This is a genomic window from Nonomuraea sp. NPDC004702 (assembly GCF_053601695.1).
Map to the genome: position 1 here is coordinate 110854 of NZ_JBSGCE010000003.1, position 15881 is coordinate 126734.

Here is a 15881-nt window from a genome sequence, read left to right on the forward strand (position 1 = left end):
CCATGGACGAATCTCCTCGGCACGCCGTAGCGTAGCCCTGACTATTAACCCTTAGGGGGAAGCAACAGTCACGGGGAGACCAACCATGCCACGCTGCAAAATTGCACGTATCAGCACCACGGCCCTGCTCCTCTCCGCAACCTTAGCGGTCGCAACACCGCCGGCACACGCCGTGCAGGATGCCACATCAGCCGCCTTTACTTATGACCCAAAGTGTCAGTTCCGGGCTGCGAGGAAAGTCGGCAATAACTGGCACATCAGTGAAGGAGGCGGAAATCTCCTCAGGAGCGGGGAAGAGGTCTGCCAGACTGGCGCCGCGAAGCTGATCATGCAATCCGACGGTAACCTCGTGCTTTACAACAACGGCAGAGCGGTTTGGGCGGCCAACACCACCGAAACGTTGACGAAGCCCAGTGGTTATCGGGCCGAGTTCCAAACCGACGGCAACTTCGTGGTCTACGCCTACAATCCCCCTATCGTCAGATGGGCCTCCAACACATGGTCAACGTGCAGCGGCAGCGCGGTTTGTGAACTCGTCATCCAGGCCGACGGCAACGTGGTGATCTACAACATGAGCAACTCGAACAAGGTCGTCTGGGACGCCTGGTAGTGCGGCACAGCTTCGCGACGCTCGCCCAGGAGGCGAGCTTGTGCGGGTGCAGCCCCTCGATCCCGGCCTGACGGCCGACACGCCGGACTCGTACACGTCCTTGCGGTCGAGGCGCCGGCCCGTGGCGGGCGCGAACAGCGGGCCGGTCAGCGCCGCCACCGCCACCGCCACCCCGGCCTGCTCGGCGCGGTCGGCCAGGTACACGTCGATCGCGTGCGCCGCCGCCGGCGGGACCATGCGGTCTTCGGCTTGTCGCTCTCCTGCTGCTCTACCCTTGCCTTCAAAACAGGCAACAGAGGGGTTTGCGTGAAGCCTGACGCCAACGGTTCGCTCGGTGTGTCCCTCGATGCGGTGCTTGAGCGCATCACCTTCGCCAGTGAGGAGACGGGGTACACGATCGCGCGGGTGGCCACCGAGCGGTCGGGGGCGGAGTTGCTGACCGTGGTGGGGCCGTTGCTGGGGGCGCAGGTCGGGGAGTCGTTGCGGTTGCGGGGGCGGTGGACGTCGCATCCGCGGTACGGCAGGCAGTTCGAGGTGTGGTCCTACACCACGGTGTTGCCGGCCACGGTTCAGGGCATCCGGCGATATCTGGGGTCGGGGCTGATCAAGGGGATCGGTCCGAAGATGGCCGAGCGGATCGTCGATCATTTCGGTACGGGGACGCTGGAGGTGATCGAGCAGGAGCCGCAGCGGCTGGTGGAGGTTCCGGGGCTGGGTCCCAAGCGGACGAAGATGATCGCGGCGGCGTGGGAGGAGCAGAAGATCATCAAAGAGGTGATGATCTTTCTGCAGGGGGTCGGGGTGTCCACCTCGATCGCGGTGCGGATCTTCAAGCAGTACGGGGAGTCGTCGATCTCGGTGGTGCGCGGGCAGCCGTACCGGCTGGCCGATGAGGTGTGGGGCATCGGGTTCAAGACGGCCGACACGATCGCCCAGGCGGTGGGGATCCCCCATGACAGTCCCGAGCGGGTCAAGGCGGGGCTGCGGTACACGTTGTCGCAGGCGGCCGACGACGGCCACTGCTATCTGCCGGCGCCGAACCTGGTGGCCGACGCGGTCAAGATCCTCGACGTGCCGGCCGAGCTGGCCACGCGGTGCATGGAGGAGCTGGCGGCCGAGGAGGGGGTGGTGCGCGAGCAGGTGCCCGCCGGGGACAACAGCGTGCCGGCGGTGTATCTGCCGCCCTTCCACCGGGCCGAGCTGTCGCTGGCCGGCGGGTTGTTGTCGTTGCTGAACAGCGGCCATGACCGGCTGCGGTCCTTCGCCGACGTCGACTGGGAGCGGGCCGAGTCGTGGCTGGCGGCCCAGACGGGCGCCGAGCTGGCGCCCGAGCAGCGTCAGGCGGTACGGCTGGCGCTGACGTGCAAGGTGGCGGTGCTGACGGGCGGGCCGGGCTGCGGCAAGAGTTTCACCGTGCGGTCGATCGTGACGCTGGCCAGGGCCAAGCGGGCCAAGGTGATCCTGGCCGCGCCGACCGGGCGGGCGGCCAAGAGGTTGTCGGAGCTGACCGGGCACGAGGCCACCACGGTTCACCGGTTGTTGCAGCTGAGGCCGGGCGGGGAGGCCACCTTCGACCGTGACAACCCGCTGGACGCCGACCTGGTGGTGGTGGACGAGGCCTCGATGCTGGACCTGCTGCTGGCCAACAAGCTGCTCAAGGCGGTGGCGCCGGGCACGCATCTGCTGCTGGTGGGCGATGTGGACCAGCTTCCCTCGGTGGGGGCCGGGGAGGTGCTGAAGGATCTGCTGGCCGCGGTGGACGTGCCGCGGGTGCGGCTGACGCAGATCTTCCGTCAGGCGCAGGAGTCGGGGGTGGTGACCAACGCCCACCGGGTCAACACCGGGCACCATCCGGTGCTGGCCGGCATGTCGGACTTCTTTCTGTTCCCGTGCGAGGAGCCGGAGGAGATCGCGGCGATGACGGTGGACGTCGTCGCGCGGCGCATCCCGTCCAGGTTCGGGCTGGACGCCCGGCGTGAGGTGCAGGTGCTGGCGCCGATGCACCGCGGCGCGGCCGGGGCGGGGGCGCTGAACATCGCGCTGCAGGAGGCGCTGACGCCGGCCCGCGAGGGCATACCCGAACGCCGGTACGGCGGGCGGGTGTTCCGGGTGGGCGACAAGGTCACCCAGTTGCGCAACAACTACGACAAGGGCGCGGCGGGGGTGTTCAACGGCACGGTGGGGATCGTCACCGGCATCCGTCCCGACGACCACAGCCTGACCGTGCGCACCGACGAGGACGAGGAGGTCGACTACGCCTTCGACGAACTGGACGAGCTGGCCCACGCCTACGCCGTCTCCATCCACCGCAGTCAGGGCAGCGAGTATCCGGCGGTGGTGATCCCGCTGGCCACCAGCGCGTGGATGATGCTGCAGCGCAATCTGCTCTACACCGCGATCACGCGGGCCAAGAGGCTGGTGGTGATCGTGGGGTCGCGGCGGGCGCTGGCCCAGGCCGTACGGACCAAGGGCGCCGGACGGCGGCACACGAGCCTGACCCATCGCCTGGAGCGGCGCTGAACCCTCACGGGCAAGAGCGTTGATCGTCGCGTTGACGCAGGTTGACCTGGGGTTGACAGCAATTAGTGATGCAAATGTGACCGAACTCTCCTAAATGCTTCTGCGTCATACATGCAGGAGCATTAAAGTCTTTGGGGTGGGTTTGCCGCCCTGGGGGAGAGGACAGTCTTGAACGTTGCGCCCGCATGGACGAAGTCTGCCGTCGGCCTCGCGCTGCTGGCGGTCGCGGCCCTGACGGCATCCTGCTCGAGCGGGAACGCCGCCTCGCGCGGGCCGGAAGCGCCCGAAGCCACCACCGTGGCCACCCCGCAGGCGCCCACCGTCACCATCAGCCCCGCCGAAGGCAGCGCCAAGGTCAGCCCCGACAAGAAGGTCGTGGTCACCGCCGCAGGCGGCGCGCTGGAGGAGGTGACCGTCGACGGCGGCGGCCACACGGTCGAGGGCAGGTTCAACGCCGACAAGACCAAATGGGTCTCCCGGACGCCGCTGAAGCCCTCCACCAACTACAACGTCTCGGCCAAGGCCGGCGCCACCGCCGCCACCAGCACCTTCACCACGGTCAAGCCCGAGCGGGAGCTGCAGGTCGCCGACGTCACCCCCAACGCCAAGGGCGAGACCCTCGGCGTCGGCGCCCCGATCATCGTCACCTTCAACCAGCCCGTCACCGGCAAGGCGGCCGTCGAGCGCGCCCTGGAGGTGGAGGCCGAGAAGCCCGTCACCGGCGCCTGGCGGTGGATCAACGACACCACCGTCATCTACCGCACCGCCAAGTACTGGCCCGCCCACCAGAAGGTCACCTTCAACGCCCGCATCACCGGCGTCAAGGCCGGCAAGGGCCTGTACGGCGTGAAGGACTACTCCGCCAGCCTCAAGATCGGCGCCAAGGTCATCAGCAAGGTCAACACCAAGACCCACATGATGTACGTCTACAAGGACAACAAGCGCGTGCAGACCATGCGCATCAGCGCCGGCATGGCCACCACCCGCGAGTACACCACGACCTCCGGCGTGCACCTGACGATGGAACGCGGCAACCCGGTGCGCATGATCTCCCCCGGCCGTAAGAAGGGCGACCCCGGCTACTACGACGTGATGATCAACCACGCCGTGCGCATCTCCAACTCCGGCGAGTACGTCCACGCCAAGGACAACGTCTGGGCCCAGGGCGTGCGCAACGTCAGCCACGGCTGCATCAACTCCCGCCCCGACCAGGCCAAGTGGTTCTACGACAACTTCCAGCGCGGCGACGTCGTGGAGATTACCGGCACCAACCGCGAGCTGGAGTGGAACAACGGCTGGGGCTACTGGCAGCTGCCCTTCTCGCAGTGGAAGAAGGGCAGCGCCCTGCACGCCAAGTCCTGACCGCTCCCCCGCTCCCCCTCCTTTTTTCGGGCCGGCTTCCAGCCGCTCACCGCCGCCGGCAGGCGCGGCGGTGAGCGGCTTTTTCGACGGCCCGGACCGCTGTCGTCAACCGTCCTCGACGGCCCCGCGCCCCCGCCATCAGCGAAAACGCCTCGACGTGTACGAAGGGTTGCCATACGATTACCCACCGTGGGCATTCGTCAGGAACCCTCGAAGGAGTACACGTTGAAGAAGATCCTTCTCGTCCCCGCGATCACCGCCGGGTTCGTCCTCGCCTCGGCCGGCGCCGCGTACGCCTCCCAGTACGTCGCCTACGAAGGCCCCGGCTTCACCGGCCGCTCGGTCGTCCTGGACGCCTGCGGCGTGTCCAACATCCCCTACCACGGCTCCTACAAGTGGTACGGCGACGGCCAGAGCGGCCGCATGTACAACCAGCCCAACGCCTCCGGCGTGATGCACTTCGAACTGGCCTCCAACCGCAACGCCGAGCAGCGCACCCCCGTCGGCTGGAAGAGCATCTTCATCGTGTGCTGACCCGCCGCCCCTGACCGGCCGTCCCCCGGGCACAGGGGGCGGCCGGTTTCGGCATGCGCGCGTACGGACGGCCGTGCGAGGCACACTTGCCAGTACGACCATCGGCACGCGCGGGGGGCGAGATGGGCAGGAGCGCAGGCACCACCGCGAGCAGCAGCACGGCGGCCAGTATCACGGGCGCCGACGCGAGCACCGTGGGCACCAGCACCAACACAGCGAGCGCCAGCAGTACGGCGAGAGCCAGGACGATCAGCACCGCGGGCGCCGACGCGAGCATCACCACGAGCACCACGGTCTTGGCGCTGATGTCGCTCGTGGTGATGGCGGTGTTGTCCGGCTGCGCGGTGCCCTCTCTGCCGGGCGCAGGCGAACGGTCGCCTTCGGCCGGCGGGCAGGCCTCCTCGCCGCCCTCCGCAGTGGCACCCCTTCCTCGATCGTCCCAGGAGGCGACTCCCCCGCGGACGCAAGGCCCGGTGCAGGACCCCGCGCTGGGCGGGGCTCAGGGCCGGACTCCCGGACAGGCGCAGGGCCGGACTCCCGGACAGGCGCAGGGCCGGACTCCCGGACAGGCGCAGGGAGACGGGCAGCGGCAGGGGCAAGAGCAGGGACAGGACCTGGGGCAGGAGCGGATGCGGGAGCGGGTGCGGGGTGCGGCGAGCAGTGGGTGCGCGGCCACGGCCCGCCGGCTCGCCTCCGGTGCTCACCAGCTGACCACCGCCGGTCTGACCCGCCGCTACCTGCTGGCCGTCCCCGACGGGCCCGGCCCCCACCCCGTGCTGCTCAACCTGCACGGGCTCGGCTCCAACGCCGCCGAACAGGCCGCCTACAGCCGCCTGCCCCAGATCGGCCCGAGCCGCGGCTACATCGTCATCACCCCCCAATCGGCGCCCGGACGGCTGGCCTGGACCCTGCCACACACCGCCGGCCCCGACGACACCGCCTACCTGGCCGCCCTGCTGGACGAGGTCGAACGCCACCAGTGCGCCCACCCCGGACGCGAGTTCGCCGCCGGCCTGTCCTACGGCGCGGGCCTGGCCGCCTCGCTCGTCTGCGCCCTGGACGGACGCCTGAGCGGCGTGGCCGCCGTGGCCGGCATCCCCATCGCCCAGCCCTGCGCCCAGCCCGTGCCCACCACGATCGTCGCCTTCCACGGCACCGCCGACCGCCTGGTCCCCTACGACGGCGGCCACCCCGAGCCCGGCGGCCGACTGCGGCACCTGGCCGCGCTCATCGTGCTGCCCCCGGTCGAGCAGACCATGGACGCCTGGGCCACCGCCCAGCGCTGCACCTCCCCCGCCACCAGCCATCCCCTGCGCCGCGTCCGGCTGCGCCTGTGGACGTCCTGCGCGCGGGGAGCCACGCTGCGCCTGTACACGGTGGACGGCGGCGGCCACACCTGGCCCGGCCCCATCGAGGTGGCGGGCCTCGGCGACACCGCCCGCGACCTGGACGCCAGCCGCCTCATCCTCGACGCCTTCGACCGCGCCCCCACCCGCTGACCGGCCCCGGACGCGATCAGGGGAAGGGCGGCGGACGGAGAGAGCGGCGCGTGCGCCTCCCGGTGCCGGGTCACGGATTGTGGAAGCCGACTTCGGGGTTGTCCGGGGTGGGCCCGTCGAGCAGGGGCCGTCTGATGTTCCTCAGGTGCTGGTCGAAGAAGGCGGCGACGTAGGCGCGGGTGAGCGCCAGGCCGCGCTCGGCGGCGATGACGCCGGAAGCCGGCGGGCCGATTCTGCTCTGCGGGATGGCCAGGTCGGTGAAACTGCTGTGCTGGGCCTGGGCGACGGTGAGCCAGCGCTTCCAGCCGCGCAGGGTCCGCCAGGCGCTGTCCCAGGTGTCGTCCTTGCCGGGGCTGTGGTCGCTCTGGCTGCCCATCAGCAGGAACGGGCGATCGCCCAGGCCGGTGGCGGGGAGGGTCGCGCTGATGGTGCCGTCGAGGTTGATCCCGGCCTTGACGCGCTTGTCGGTCGCCATGGTGGTGGAGGCGGCCTCGCCGCCGAGTGAGTGGCCGGCCATGCCGACGCGCCTGGAGTCGATCAGGTCGGCGCGTTTCCAGGCCGGGTGGCGTCCGGTCAGCCGGTCCAGGACGAAGGAGACGTCCTTGGCGCGGTTCCTGGCGATGGCGGCCTTGCCGCCCTCGGGGGGTTTGGGCTGGTCGCACAGGGGTGCGCAGGTGAGCAGGCCGACGCCGGGGAAGACGGTCCCCGACGATTCGTAGGCGTGGTCGAGCGAGGCGACGACGTAGCCGCGGCTGGCCAGGTCCTCGGCCAGGGAGGTGAGGCTGGCCCGCGGCAGGCCGAGGCCGGGTGAGAGCACCACCAGCGGACGGCGGCCGCGCCTGGGGGGCGCGCCGGTGTGGGCGTAGGTGCGGATGCCGCTGACGATCTCGGCGGGCAGGTCGGCGCCGGGGGCCTTGCGCCGCAGCAGGGACGCGGCCTCCTCCACCGTCATGAAGGGCGCCGGGGCGCCGGTGGCCGAGCGAGCGGGGTAGTACATCGAGACCATCAGCCGGCGCGGGCCCGATCGCGGGACCCACGGGTCCTTACGGCTGGTGTCGACCAGGGACAGGACGTCGCGGCCGACCGGATCGGGGCCGGTGGGGCGCGGCAGTTCCAGCCGGGCGATGGCCGGCGACGCGGTGACGGCCGGGGACCCGGTGGCGGCCGGGCCGGAGGCGGTGGAGGGGCCGGAGGGAGTGGCCGAGGCGGTCGGCGTGGCGCAGGCCGTGACGGCCAGGGCCAGGCAGGCCGCCAGCGGCCGGAACAGCAGGGAGTTCATCGGATTCCTCTCAGGAGCGGTCAGACGTCGCGGCGGTGCACGACGAGCACGGTCAGGACGGCGGCGGCCAGCGGCCAGGCCGCGAACACGGCCCAGGAGCCGGCCACCGTGGGCAGGGCGGGGTCGTCGCGGAGCTGGGGCAGCCCCAGGCAGGTACGCCAGACGTAGAAGGGCACCAGGGCGTAGAGGTCGTTGAGCCACTGGTGGACGGTCGGCCGGAAGAACGTCGGCACGATGACCAGCACCGCGCAGACGGACACGACGGCGGCCGCGGTGTGCCGCAGCAGCGCGCCGATCCCCATGCCGACCAGCCCTGACAGCGGAGCCAGGAGCGCGTTGGCGGCCAGCACGCGCAGCACGCCGGGATCGTCGAGGGCGACGGCGACGCCGCGGCCGGACAGGATGGCCTGGCTGACGCCGAAGGTGGCGGCCGAGACGAGCACGCCGATGGCCAGCAGCACGCCGCCGACGACGGCGAGCTTGGCGGCCACGACGCGGTGACGGGCCGGGACGGCGGTCAGGGTGGTGCGGATGAGGCCGGTGGCGTACTCGCCGACGATCGTCAGCGCGCCCAGGCCGCCGGCCCCGATCATGAACATGGTGGCCGACAGTCCGCTGAACGCCTCGTTCAAGGGGCTGAACGTCGCCTTCTGCATCGGCGGGAAGCTGGGCCACTCGCGGTAGGCGTTCAGGCTGCTCTGGGCGGCGAAGGCGACGATGGCCAGCGGGCCGAGGCCGAGCAGCCAGCGGGTGGAGCGCAACGACCACAGTTTGATCCACTCGGCGGCCAGCAGGTCACGCCGGCGGGCGGCCGTCATCGCCGGTCACCTGCCAGGGCGGCGGCATGGGAGTCGGCGCGGTAGTCGGCGCGGTCGGCGGTCAGCTCCATGAACGCCTGCTCCAGCGAGGCCCGGCGCGGAGCGAGTTCCCGCAGCACGATGCGCCGCTCGAAGGCCAGCTCCCCGATGCGGGCGGCGCTCAGCCCGGTGACGGTCAGCGCGCCGTCGTCGTCCTGATGCGCGCGGGCGCCTGCCTGGGCCAGCACGGCGGCCAGTTCGGCGGGGTCGCCGCAGCGCACGGTCACCGACGAGCCGGTGCCGCGGGCGGCGAACTCGGCCACGCTCTCCTCGGCGATCAACTCGCCCCGGCCGATGACGACGAGCCGGTCGGCGGTGTGCTCCATCTCGCTCATCAGGTGGCTGGAGACCAGCACGGTGCGTCCTTCGGCGGCCAGGCGGCGGAACAGGCCGCGCACCCAGCGCACGCCCTCGGGGTCCAGGCCGTTGACCGGCTCGTCGAACAGCAGCACCGGCGGGTCGCCCAGCAAGGCGGCGGCGATGCCGAGCCGCTGGCGCATGCCCAGGGAGAAGCCGCCCACCCGGCGGCGGGCCACGCCCTCCAGACCCACCTCCCGCAGCACCTCGCCCACCCGGCGGCGGGGCAGGCCGTTGCCGCGGGCCAGCGCCGACAGGTGGGCCGCCGCGGTGCGCCCGCCGTGCACGTCGCCGGCGTCCAGCAGCGCGCCGGCGTGCCGCAGGCCGGCGCGGTGACGGGCGAACGGGCGGCCGCTGATGGTGGCGGTGCCGCTGGTGGGCCTGTTCAGCCCGAGGATCATCCGCATCGTGGTGCTCTTGCCTGCGCCGTTCGGGCCGAGGAACCCGGTGACGCAGCCCGGCCGCACGGTGAAGGTCAGCGCGTTGACGGCCCTCACCGCGCCGTAACGCTTGGTCAGTTGGTTGACTTCGATCACCCGGCCAACGGTGTCGCAGGCCGGGCAGGCGGGACATCTGGCCGCAGGCCGGTTCGCCTGCCGGTGGGGTGGCCCGCGGGCATAGGCCGGCAGGCCGATGCCCGCGGCGGCGACCGGTGACTACGATCGGCCGGGTGCGCGAACCAACGCCCAGGCCACCCTTGACGCAGCGGCTGCCGCACGGCGTGCGGACGGCGCTGTCGTGGTGCGCCGTGGTGGCCTGCCTGCCGCTGCTGTACGTCGTGACGCTGACCGACGGCGAGAGCCCGCTGCCGGTGGGCGCGGCACACATCGGGTTCGCCGCCGTGATGTCGGTCCCGATGGTGTGGGCCCGGCGGCGGCCGTGGGCGGTGCTGGCGGTGCTGCTGGCCGAACTGGTCGTGGCGGTGGCCGTGGCGCAGCCCGCCGACCGGATCTGGCCGCTGCTGCCGGCGGCCGACCTGCTGGTCTGTCTCATCACGGCCACCCGTACGCGCCGGAGGGGGCTGGTGGCGGCGGCCGCCACGCTGATCGTGCAGCAGGCGGTCTGGCATGGGACCCTGCTGGCCCAGGGGCTGCGCGCCGCCGCGCCGGGCTTCCTCGCGCTGTCGCTCCTGCTCGGCCTGGGCGTCGTGGTCGCCTGGACGGCGGGCACGACGCTCCGGCAACGACGCGAGTACGGGCAGGCGCTGCGTGCGCAGGCCGAGCTTCAGGCGGTCACGGCCGACCGGCTGCGCATCGCGCGAGAGCTGCATGACATGGTCGCCCACAGCATCGGCGTCATCGCCATCCAGGCCGGCGCGGGCGCCCGGGTGATCGACAGCCGGCCGGACCAGGCGCGCCAGGCGCTCGGCGCGATCGAGGCCGCCGGCCGGCAGACCCTGCAAGGGCTGCGGCACATGCTCGGCGTGCTCCGCGAGCCCCCGGCCGCCGGAGAGCCGGAGACGTGGACGGGGCCAGGGGCGGGGCCGGAAACGGTGCCGGGGCCGAGGTCGGTGCCGGGGTCGGGGTCGGGGTTGCCGGCGGGGCTGGCGGACCTCGACCGGCTCGCCGCGACGACCACGGCCGCCGGCCTCCACGTGGACGTGCGCCGCCGAGGCACGCCACGCGAGCTGCCCCCGGCCGTCGACCGGTGCGCCTTCCGCATCGTCCAGGAGTCGCTGACCAACGTCGTCCGCCACGCCGGCGCCCGCCACTGCCAGGTCGTCCTCGACTACGCGCCCGGCGAACTGCGCGTCGACATCACCGACGACGGACGCGGCACCGCCTCAACCGGCGCGGGCTCAACCGGCAGCGGGTACGGGATCGCCGGCATGCGTGAGCGAGCCGCCCTGCTCGACGGCCGCCTCAGCGCCGGGCCGCGCCCGCAGGGCGGCTTCCGCGTCACCGCCGCCCTCCCGCTGCCACACCTCGCCCCGGTGGGCGAGAGCGGCCGCGGCACGCAGGAGGAGGCACGGTGACCGTCCGCGTCCTGCTCGCCGACGACCAGCCGCTGATCCGCGCCGGTCTGCGCATGGTCATCGACGGCACCGCCGACGTCGTCGTCGCCGGGGAGGCCGGGACGGGGGCCCAAGCCGTCCAGCTCACCCGGCAGCTACGCCCCGACGTCGTCGTGATGGACATCCGCATGCCCGGCATGGACGGCATCGAGGCCACCCAGACCATCACCGCCGAATCCCCCGCCACCCGCGTCATCATGCTCACCACGTTCGACGACGACGCCAACGTCCACGCCGCGCTGCGGGCCGGAGCCAGCGGGTTCCTGGTCAAGGACATGGCGCTGGAGGACATCCTGTCCGCCGTCCACGTGGTCGCGGCCGGCGACGCGCTGATCGCGCCCAGCGTCACCCGCCGCCTCATCGCCGAGTTCGCCGGCCGCCCCCAGCCCCGCCCGCTGCCCCGCGAGCCGCTGGGCGTCACCGCGCGCGAACGCGAGGTGCTGACCCTGGCCGGGCGCGGCCTGTCCAACGCCGAGATCGCCGCCCAGCTGCACATCAGCCCCGGCACCGCCAAGGCCCACATCGCCAGCCTGCTCACCAAACTCGGCGCCCGCGACCGGGTCCAGCTCGTCATCGCCGCCTACGACGCCGGCCTGGTCACCCCGCACCACGATCGATGACAGCCCGGCCGGCCGAGGCGAGGCGGCAGGTACGCACCTGGCGGCCACCCGACGCCGCTAGTCTTGTCGCCCATGAGTCAGGTGGGACAGGTGACGGCCCGCGCGCTGCTGCGCAGGCTGGCCGTCGAGCAGGCCGAGTGCAGGGTGCCGTCGCTGACGGCGGCGATCGTCCGAGACGGGCGGACGGTGTGGTTCGGCGGCCGCGGCCGCGTCGGCGACGGCCCGCCGACCCCGGCCACCCAGTACCGGCTGGGATCGATCACCAAGTCGATCGTGGCCGTGGCCGTCATGCGGCTGCGCGACGAGGGCAAGCTCGCGCTGACCGACCCGCTGGAGCGCCACCTGCCCGGCACCGCCGCCGGGCAGGTGACCATCGCCCAGCTGCTGTCGCACACCTCGGGCCTGACCGCCGAACCGCCGACCGACTGGTGGGAGCGCACCCCCGGCCTGGAGCTGCCCGACCTGCTCAAGCGGGTGGGCCCCGACCAGGTCAGGCACCGGCCCGGCCGCCTCTTCCACTATTCCAACGTCGGGTTCGCGCTGCTGGGCGAGCTGGTGGCCCGGCTGCGCGGCGCCGACTGGCAGCAGGCCGTGCGGCAGGAGGTGCTGGCGCCGCTGGAGATGAACGCCACCACCGCCCGCCCCCGCGCCCCGCACGCCACCGGCTACGCCGTCCACCCGTGGGCCGACACGGTGCTCACCGAGCCCGAGCACGACGCCGTGGCCATGGGGCCGGCCGGGCAGCTGTGGTCCACCCCGCACGACCTGGCCCGCTGGGCCGCCTTCGTCGGCGGCGACACCGGCGGCGTGCTGTCGCCCGACACCCTGGCCGAGATGCGCGAACCGGCCGGCGTCGCCGACGGCGACTCCTGGACCGCCGGCTACGGGCTCGGCCTGCAACTGGCCCGCGTCGGCGGGCGCCGCCTGGCCGGGCACACCGGGTCCATGCCCGGATTCCTGGCCACCGTGTGGGCCGACCCGGCCGAACGCGTCGGCGTGCTGTTCATGGCCAACACCACCAGCGGCATGACCGGCTCCCTGCCCACCGACCTGCTCGACATCCTCGACGAGCACGAGCCGCGCCTGCCCGAGGAGTGGCAGCCCGCCCCCGCCGACCCCGACCTGCTGGCGCTGACCGGGCTGTGGCACTGGGGTCCCAAGCCGTACGCGCTGCGGCTGCTGCCCGAGCGCGGGCTGTCGCTGGCGCCCGTGGACGGCAGCGGGCGCGCCTCCCGGTTCGTGCCCCAGGACGACGGCACCTGGCTCGGGCTGGACGGCTACTACGCCGGCGAGAGGCTGCGCGTGGCCGCCGACCACCTCGACCTCAACACGTTCGTCTTCACCCGCGAGCCCTACGACCCGGCCGCGCCGGTGCCGGGCGGCGTGACCGGCTGGCACGCCTGACCCGTCCCCTGCCGGACCCGACCGGCCCGCATCCGGCGCGTCAGGCCGGCGGGCCGGTCAGGGCCCTTGCCAGGGTGGCGGCCGGGCCGGGCGGCAGCGCGCCGTGCACCAGCTCCACGCGGTGCACCAGGCGCGGCGCCACCAGCGGCACCCCCCGCCCGGCCGAGGCGGGCAGCAGGGTCAGCCCGTGCCCGGCGGCCACCAGGTTGAGCACGGTGTGCACGTCGTCGCCCTGGTAGACCAGCGCGGCGGCGAACCCGTCACCGGCCAGGTCACGCAGGCGCGGCAACGGGCACAGCGGCGTCTGCAGCCAGCGGGCGTCGACGAGGTCGGCCAGCCGCAGCGCCCGGCGTCCCGCCAGCGGATGCCCCGGCGGCAACGCCACCACCAGGTCCTCCTCGCTGACGCCCACCGTGGTCATCGGGCCCGACTCCGGCAGGCGCAGCGGGTCGCTGGGCGCGGCGATGCCGTCGGCCAGCCCCAGCTCGGCCTCACCCTCGGCCAGCAGCTCGGCCAGCCGCTCCCGGTCACAGGTGCGCACCTCCACCCGCAGCCGCGGCTGGGCGGCGCGCGCCTCGGCCAGCCGTCCGGCCAGCACCGCGTTGACCGCCAGTGGGGTCGCGGCCAGCCGCAGCCGGTGGGCCGGCTGGGCCGCCGCCCGCAGCACGTCGGCGCGCGCCGCCCGCAGGCGCAGCAGCAGCGGCCCCGCGTGCTCCAGCAGCCGCTCACCGGCCGGGGTCGGCTCCACCGGGCGGCGGCCGAGCAGCGGCAGCCCCAGATCGGCCTCCAACGCCGCCACCTGCTGGGAGATCGCCGACTGGGTGTAGCCGAGCTCGTGGGCGGCGGCCGAGAAGGAGCGCAGGCGGGCCACCGTCACGAACGTGCGCAACAGATTCGGGTCCATCAGTAATGCTTATAGCAGGTGCAGACATCATCGTTGGCGCTTAAGGGCGGGTGGAGGTCACGATGGGAGGCATGAGAATCGCCCTGGTCGCAGACCGTTCACCCGGCGTCCGGTCCCACGCCCGCGTCCCCCGCCTGATCGAGGCGCTGCGCGAACGCGACGGCATCGCCCTGGACCCCTACTGGACCCCCACCACCGAGGCCGACGACCTCGACGGCTTCGACGGCATCTGGATCATGCCCGGCAGCCCGTACGCCAGCGAGGCCGGCGCCGTCAACGCCGCCCGCACCGCCCGCGAGCGGCGCATCCCGTTCCTGGGCACCTGCGGCGGCTTCCAGCACATGCTGCTGGAGTACGGCCGCAACGTGTGCGGGATGGACGTCGAGCACGCCGAGAACACCCCCGGCGCCGGGGCGTTCCTGCTGGAGCCGCTGTCGTGCTCGCTGGCCGGGCACGAGGGGCTGGTGCGCCTGACCCCCGGCTCGCGGATCGAGCAGATCATGGGCACCACGTCCATCGTCGAGGCCTACAGCTGCTCCTACGGCCTCAACGACGCCTACCGCGGGACGCTGACCGCACACGGGCTCGTCTTCTCCGGCCACGCCGAGGACGGCATGGTGCGGGTGGCCGAGCTGCCCGGCCACCCGTTCTTCGTCGGCACGCTGTTCCAGCCGGAGCTGGCCGGCGACGGGCGGCGTCCGCACCCGCTGATCGCCGCGTTCGCCGCCGCCGTGCGGCGCCACGCCCAGCCCGCCGCCGTGACCCGCTGAACGTCAGTCCGTACGGGCGCTGCGGGTCAGCGCGTGCCGGCCGGCGCTGACAGCCGGCCCGTACGGCGGGCCAGCAGCGCCAGGAGAGCGGCCGTCACCAGGCCGAGCACGGTGAGCGAGACCCGGTCGGCGGCCGTCTGGCCGTTGGCGAGCACGCCGAAGGCGGTGTGCCCGATCAGCGCGCCGCCCGCCAGCGCCAGGCTGTGCCGGTCGCCCCAGCCGCCGTGCGCGGCCCACCGCCGTACCAGCAGCGCGGCCACCACGGCCAGCAGCGCCGCGGCCGCCATCGGCGCCGCCACCCAGCCGCCCTGGGTGAAGGCCGGATGCCGGGCCCCGCCGAAGGGGAACAGCAGCGCCAGATACCCGAACGCGACGACCCCGGCCCCCACCGCCACCGGCGCCGGAGCGGGCACGCCCGCCGGCCCCCCGGCCGCCCGCGCCGACCCGGCCGGCGGCGGCGGGACGACCCGCAACGCCAGGACGGCTAGCGCCGCCACCGCCAGCAGCATCCCCGCCTGCACCGGCCACGGCGCCAGGTAGCCGGGGTCCATGAAGGCCGCCGTCCAGCGCAGCAGCAGCACGCCCAGCACGAACACCACGCCAGCCACCACCAGCCCGGCCCGCCCCAGGTAGGGGCGGTGGCGCAGCGCCGGGAACATCAGGTCGGCCAGCAGGATCGGCAGCGCCACGCTGAACACCGCGTGGTAGGGGATGTTCAGCTCGGTGTAGGCGCTGTTGAGGCCAAGGACGCGCGGCGCCCACTCCGCCGCGCCGTACAGGGTGGGGCTGGTCAGCGCCTGCAGCGCCAGCCCCTCCTCCACGATCCCGTACGCCGCCCCCAGCAGCAGCACCGACCCCCACCCGCGGCCGGCACGGCGTACCAGCTCGCGGATCAGGACGGTGCCCGCGCCGTAGATCGGCGTCCACACCAGCAGCAGCCACGCCTGGCGCAGCGGCGGATTGCCCAGCGTGAGCTCGGCGACGACCGGGGTGAGCCCGGCCAGGACGAGCGCGGCCCACCGGCCGCGTGCCTGAAGGGAGACCATGCCCCCACGTTCCCCTCCCGCGTGGGGGCGGCGCTGCTGCCTTGCGGCCGGTCCGTGGCCACCGCGGTCGCGCCCCGGGCACGACTTTGGTTGCCACGGCCGGTG

The 15881-nt window shown here is 73.1% G+C and carries 15 protein-coding genes; 9 read left to right on the forward strand and 6 right to left on the reverse strand.

Annotated features, from left to right (window positions below):
- Positions 1-85: 85 nt before the first annotated feature.
- The 4 genes from ACWEJ6_RS05430 (at position 86) to ACWEJ6_RS05445 (ending at position 5026) form a co-directional block, all read left to right on the forward strand.
- On the forward strand, positions 86-610 hold the full coding sequence (locus tag ACWEJ6_RS05430; protein WP_452421463.1) for a hypothetical protein: 525 nt from the start codon (positions 86-88) through the stop codon (positions 608-610).
- A gap of 306 nt (positions 611-916) precedes the next feature.
- A complete protein-coding gene (gene recD2, locus ACWEJ6_RS05435; protein ID WP_452421465.1) occupies positions 917-3130 on the forward strand; it encodes an SF1B family DNA helicase RecD2 in 2214 nt (737 codons plus the stop codon).
- Positions 3131-3298: 168 nt separating this feature from the next.
- Entirely contained in the window at positions 3299-4492 is a 1194-nt protein-coding gene (locus ACWEJ6_RS05440; protein ID WP_452421467.1) for an Ig-like domain-containing protein, read from the forward strand.
- A gap of 225 nt (positions 4493-4717) precedes the next feature.
- Positions 4718-5026, forward strand: a complete 309-nt coding sequence (locus tag ACWEJ6_RS05445) for a MiAMP1 family antimicrobial peptide (protein WP_352329610.1) — start codon at positions 4718-4720, stop codon at positions 5024-5026.
- Here ACWEJ6_RS05445 and ACWEJ6_RS05450 read toward each other — a convergent pair.
- Positions 5013-5318, reverse strand: coding sequence for a hypothetical protein (locus ACWEJ6_RS05450; protein WP_452421469.1), 306 nt, complete (start codon positions 5316-5318; stop codon positions 5013-5015). The two genes, ACWEJ6_RS05445 and ACWEJ6_RS05450, sit on opposite strands and share 14 nt — an antisense overlap.
- A 337-nt stretch (positions 5319-5655) precedes the next feature.
- Between ACWEJ6_RS05450 and ACWEJ6_RS05455 the strand changes: the two genes are divergently transcribed.
- On the forward strand, positions 5656-6525 hold the full coding sequence (locus tag ACWEJ6_RS05455) for an alpha/beta hydrolase family esterase (protein ID WP_452421471.1): 870 nt from the start codon (positions 5656-5658) through the stop codon (positions 6523-6525).
- 70 nt (positions 6526-6595) lie between these two features.
- Here ACWEJ6_RS05455 and ACWEJ6_RS05460 read toward each other — a convergent pair whose 3' ends face one another.
- Genes ACWEJ6_RS05460 through ACWEJ6_RS05470 form a run of 3 tightly spaced genes read right to left on the reverse strand, consistent with a single transcriptional unit; the run spans position 6596 to position 9554 of the window.
- Positions 6596-7804, reverse strand: a complete 1209-nt coding sequence (locus ACWEJ6_RS05460) for an alpha/beta hydrolase family protein (protein WP_452421472.1) — start codon at positions 7802-7804, stop codon at positions 6596-6598.
- A 20-nt stretch (positions 7805-7824) separates the two neighbouring features.
- The gene (locus ACWEJ6_RS05465) at positions 7825-8622 is read right to left on the reverse strand and encodes a hypothetical protein (protein ID WP_452421474.1); all 798 of its coding nucleotides are present in this window, start codon (positions 8620-8622) and stop codon (positions 7825-7827) included.
- A complete protein-coding gene (locus ACWEJ6_RS05470; protein WP_452421476.1) occupies positions 8619-9554 on the reverse strand; it encodes an ABC transporter ATP-binding protein in 936 nt (311 codons plus the stop codon). Before ACWEJ6_RS05470 ends, ACWEJ6_RS05465 begins: the two co-directional genes overlap by 4 nt.
- 134 nt (positions 9555-9688) lie before the next feature.
- Between ACWEJ6_RS05470 and ACWEJ6_RS05475 the strand changes: the two genes are divergently transcribed.
- The 3 genes from ACWEJ6_RS05475 (at position 9689) to ACWEJ6_RS05485 (ending at position 13056) form a co-directional block, all read left to right on the forward strand.
- On the forward strand, positions 9689-10993 hold the full coding sequence (locus tag ACWEJ6_RS05475; protein WP_452421478.1) for a sensor histidine kinase: 1305 nt from the start codon (positions 9689-9691) through the stop codon (positions 10991-10993).
- Positions 10990-11652, forward strand: a complete 663-nt coding sequence (locus tag ACWEJ6_RS05480; RefSeq protein ID WP_452421480.1) for a response regulator — start codon at positions 10990-10992, stop codon at positions 11650-11652. The genes ACWEJ6_RS05475 and ACWEJ6_RS05480 overlap by 4 nt, the downstream gene beginning before the upstream one ends.
- A gap of 72 nt (positions 11653-11724) precedes the next feature.
- The gene (locus ACWEJ6_RS05485) at positions 11725-13056 is read left to right on the forward strand and encodes a serine hydrolase domain-containing protein (protein WP_452421482.1); all 1332 of its coding nucleotides are present in this window, start codon (positions 11725-11727) and stop codon (positions 13054-13056) included.
- A 40-nt stretch (positions 13057-13096) separates the two neighbouring features.
- Here the strand turns inward: ACWEJ6_RS05485 and ACWEJ6_RS05490 are convergent, their stop codons facing one another.
- The gene (locus ACWEJ6_RS05490) at positions 13097-13960 is read right to left on the reverse strand and encodes a LysR family transcriptional regulator (protein WP_364335681.1); all 864 of its coding nucleotides are present in this window, start codon (positions 13958-13960) and stop codon (positions 13097-13099) included.
- 71 nt (positions 13961-14031) lie between these two features.
- On the opposite strand from ACWEJ6_RS05490, the gene ACWEJ6_RS05495 reads away from it, so the two are divergent.
- Positions 14032-14730, forward strand: a complete 699-nt coding sequence (locus tag ACWEJ6_RS05495; protein WP_452421485.1) for a CTP synthase C-terminal region-related (seleno)protein — start codon at positions 14032-14034, stop codon at positions 14728-14730.
- 26 nt (positions 14731-14756) lie between these two features.
- On the opposite strand, the gene ACWEJ6_RS05500 is transcribed toward ACWEJ6_RS05495, so the two are convergent.
- Positions 14757-15776 (reverse strand): hypothetical protein, encoded by a 1020-nt coding sequence (locus ACWEJ6_RS05500; RefSeq protein ID WP_452421487.1) that lies wholly within the window; start codon positions 15774-15776, stop codon positions 14757-14759.
- Positions 15777-15881: the final 105 nt, after the last annotated feature.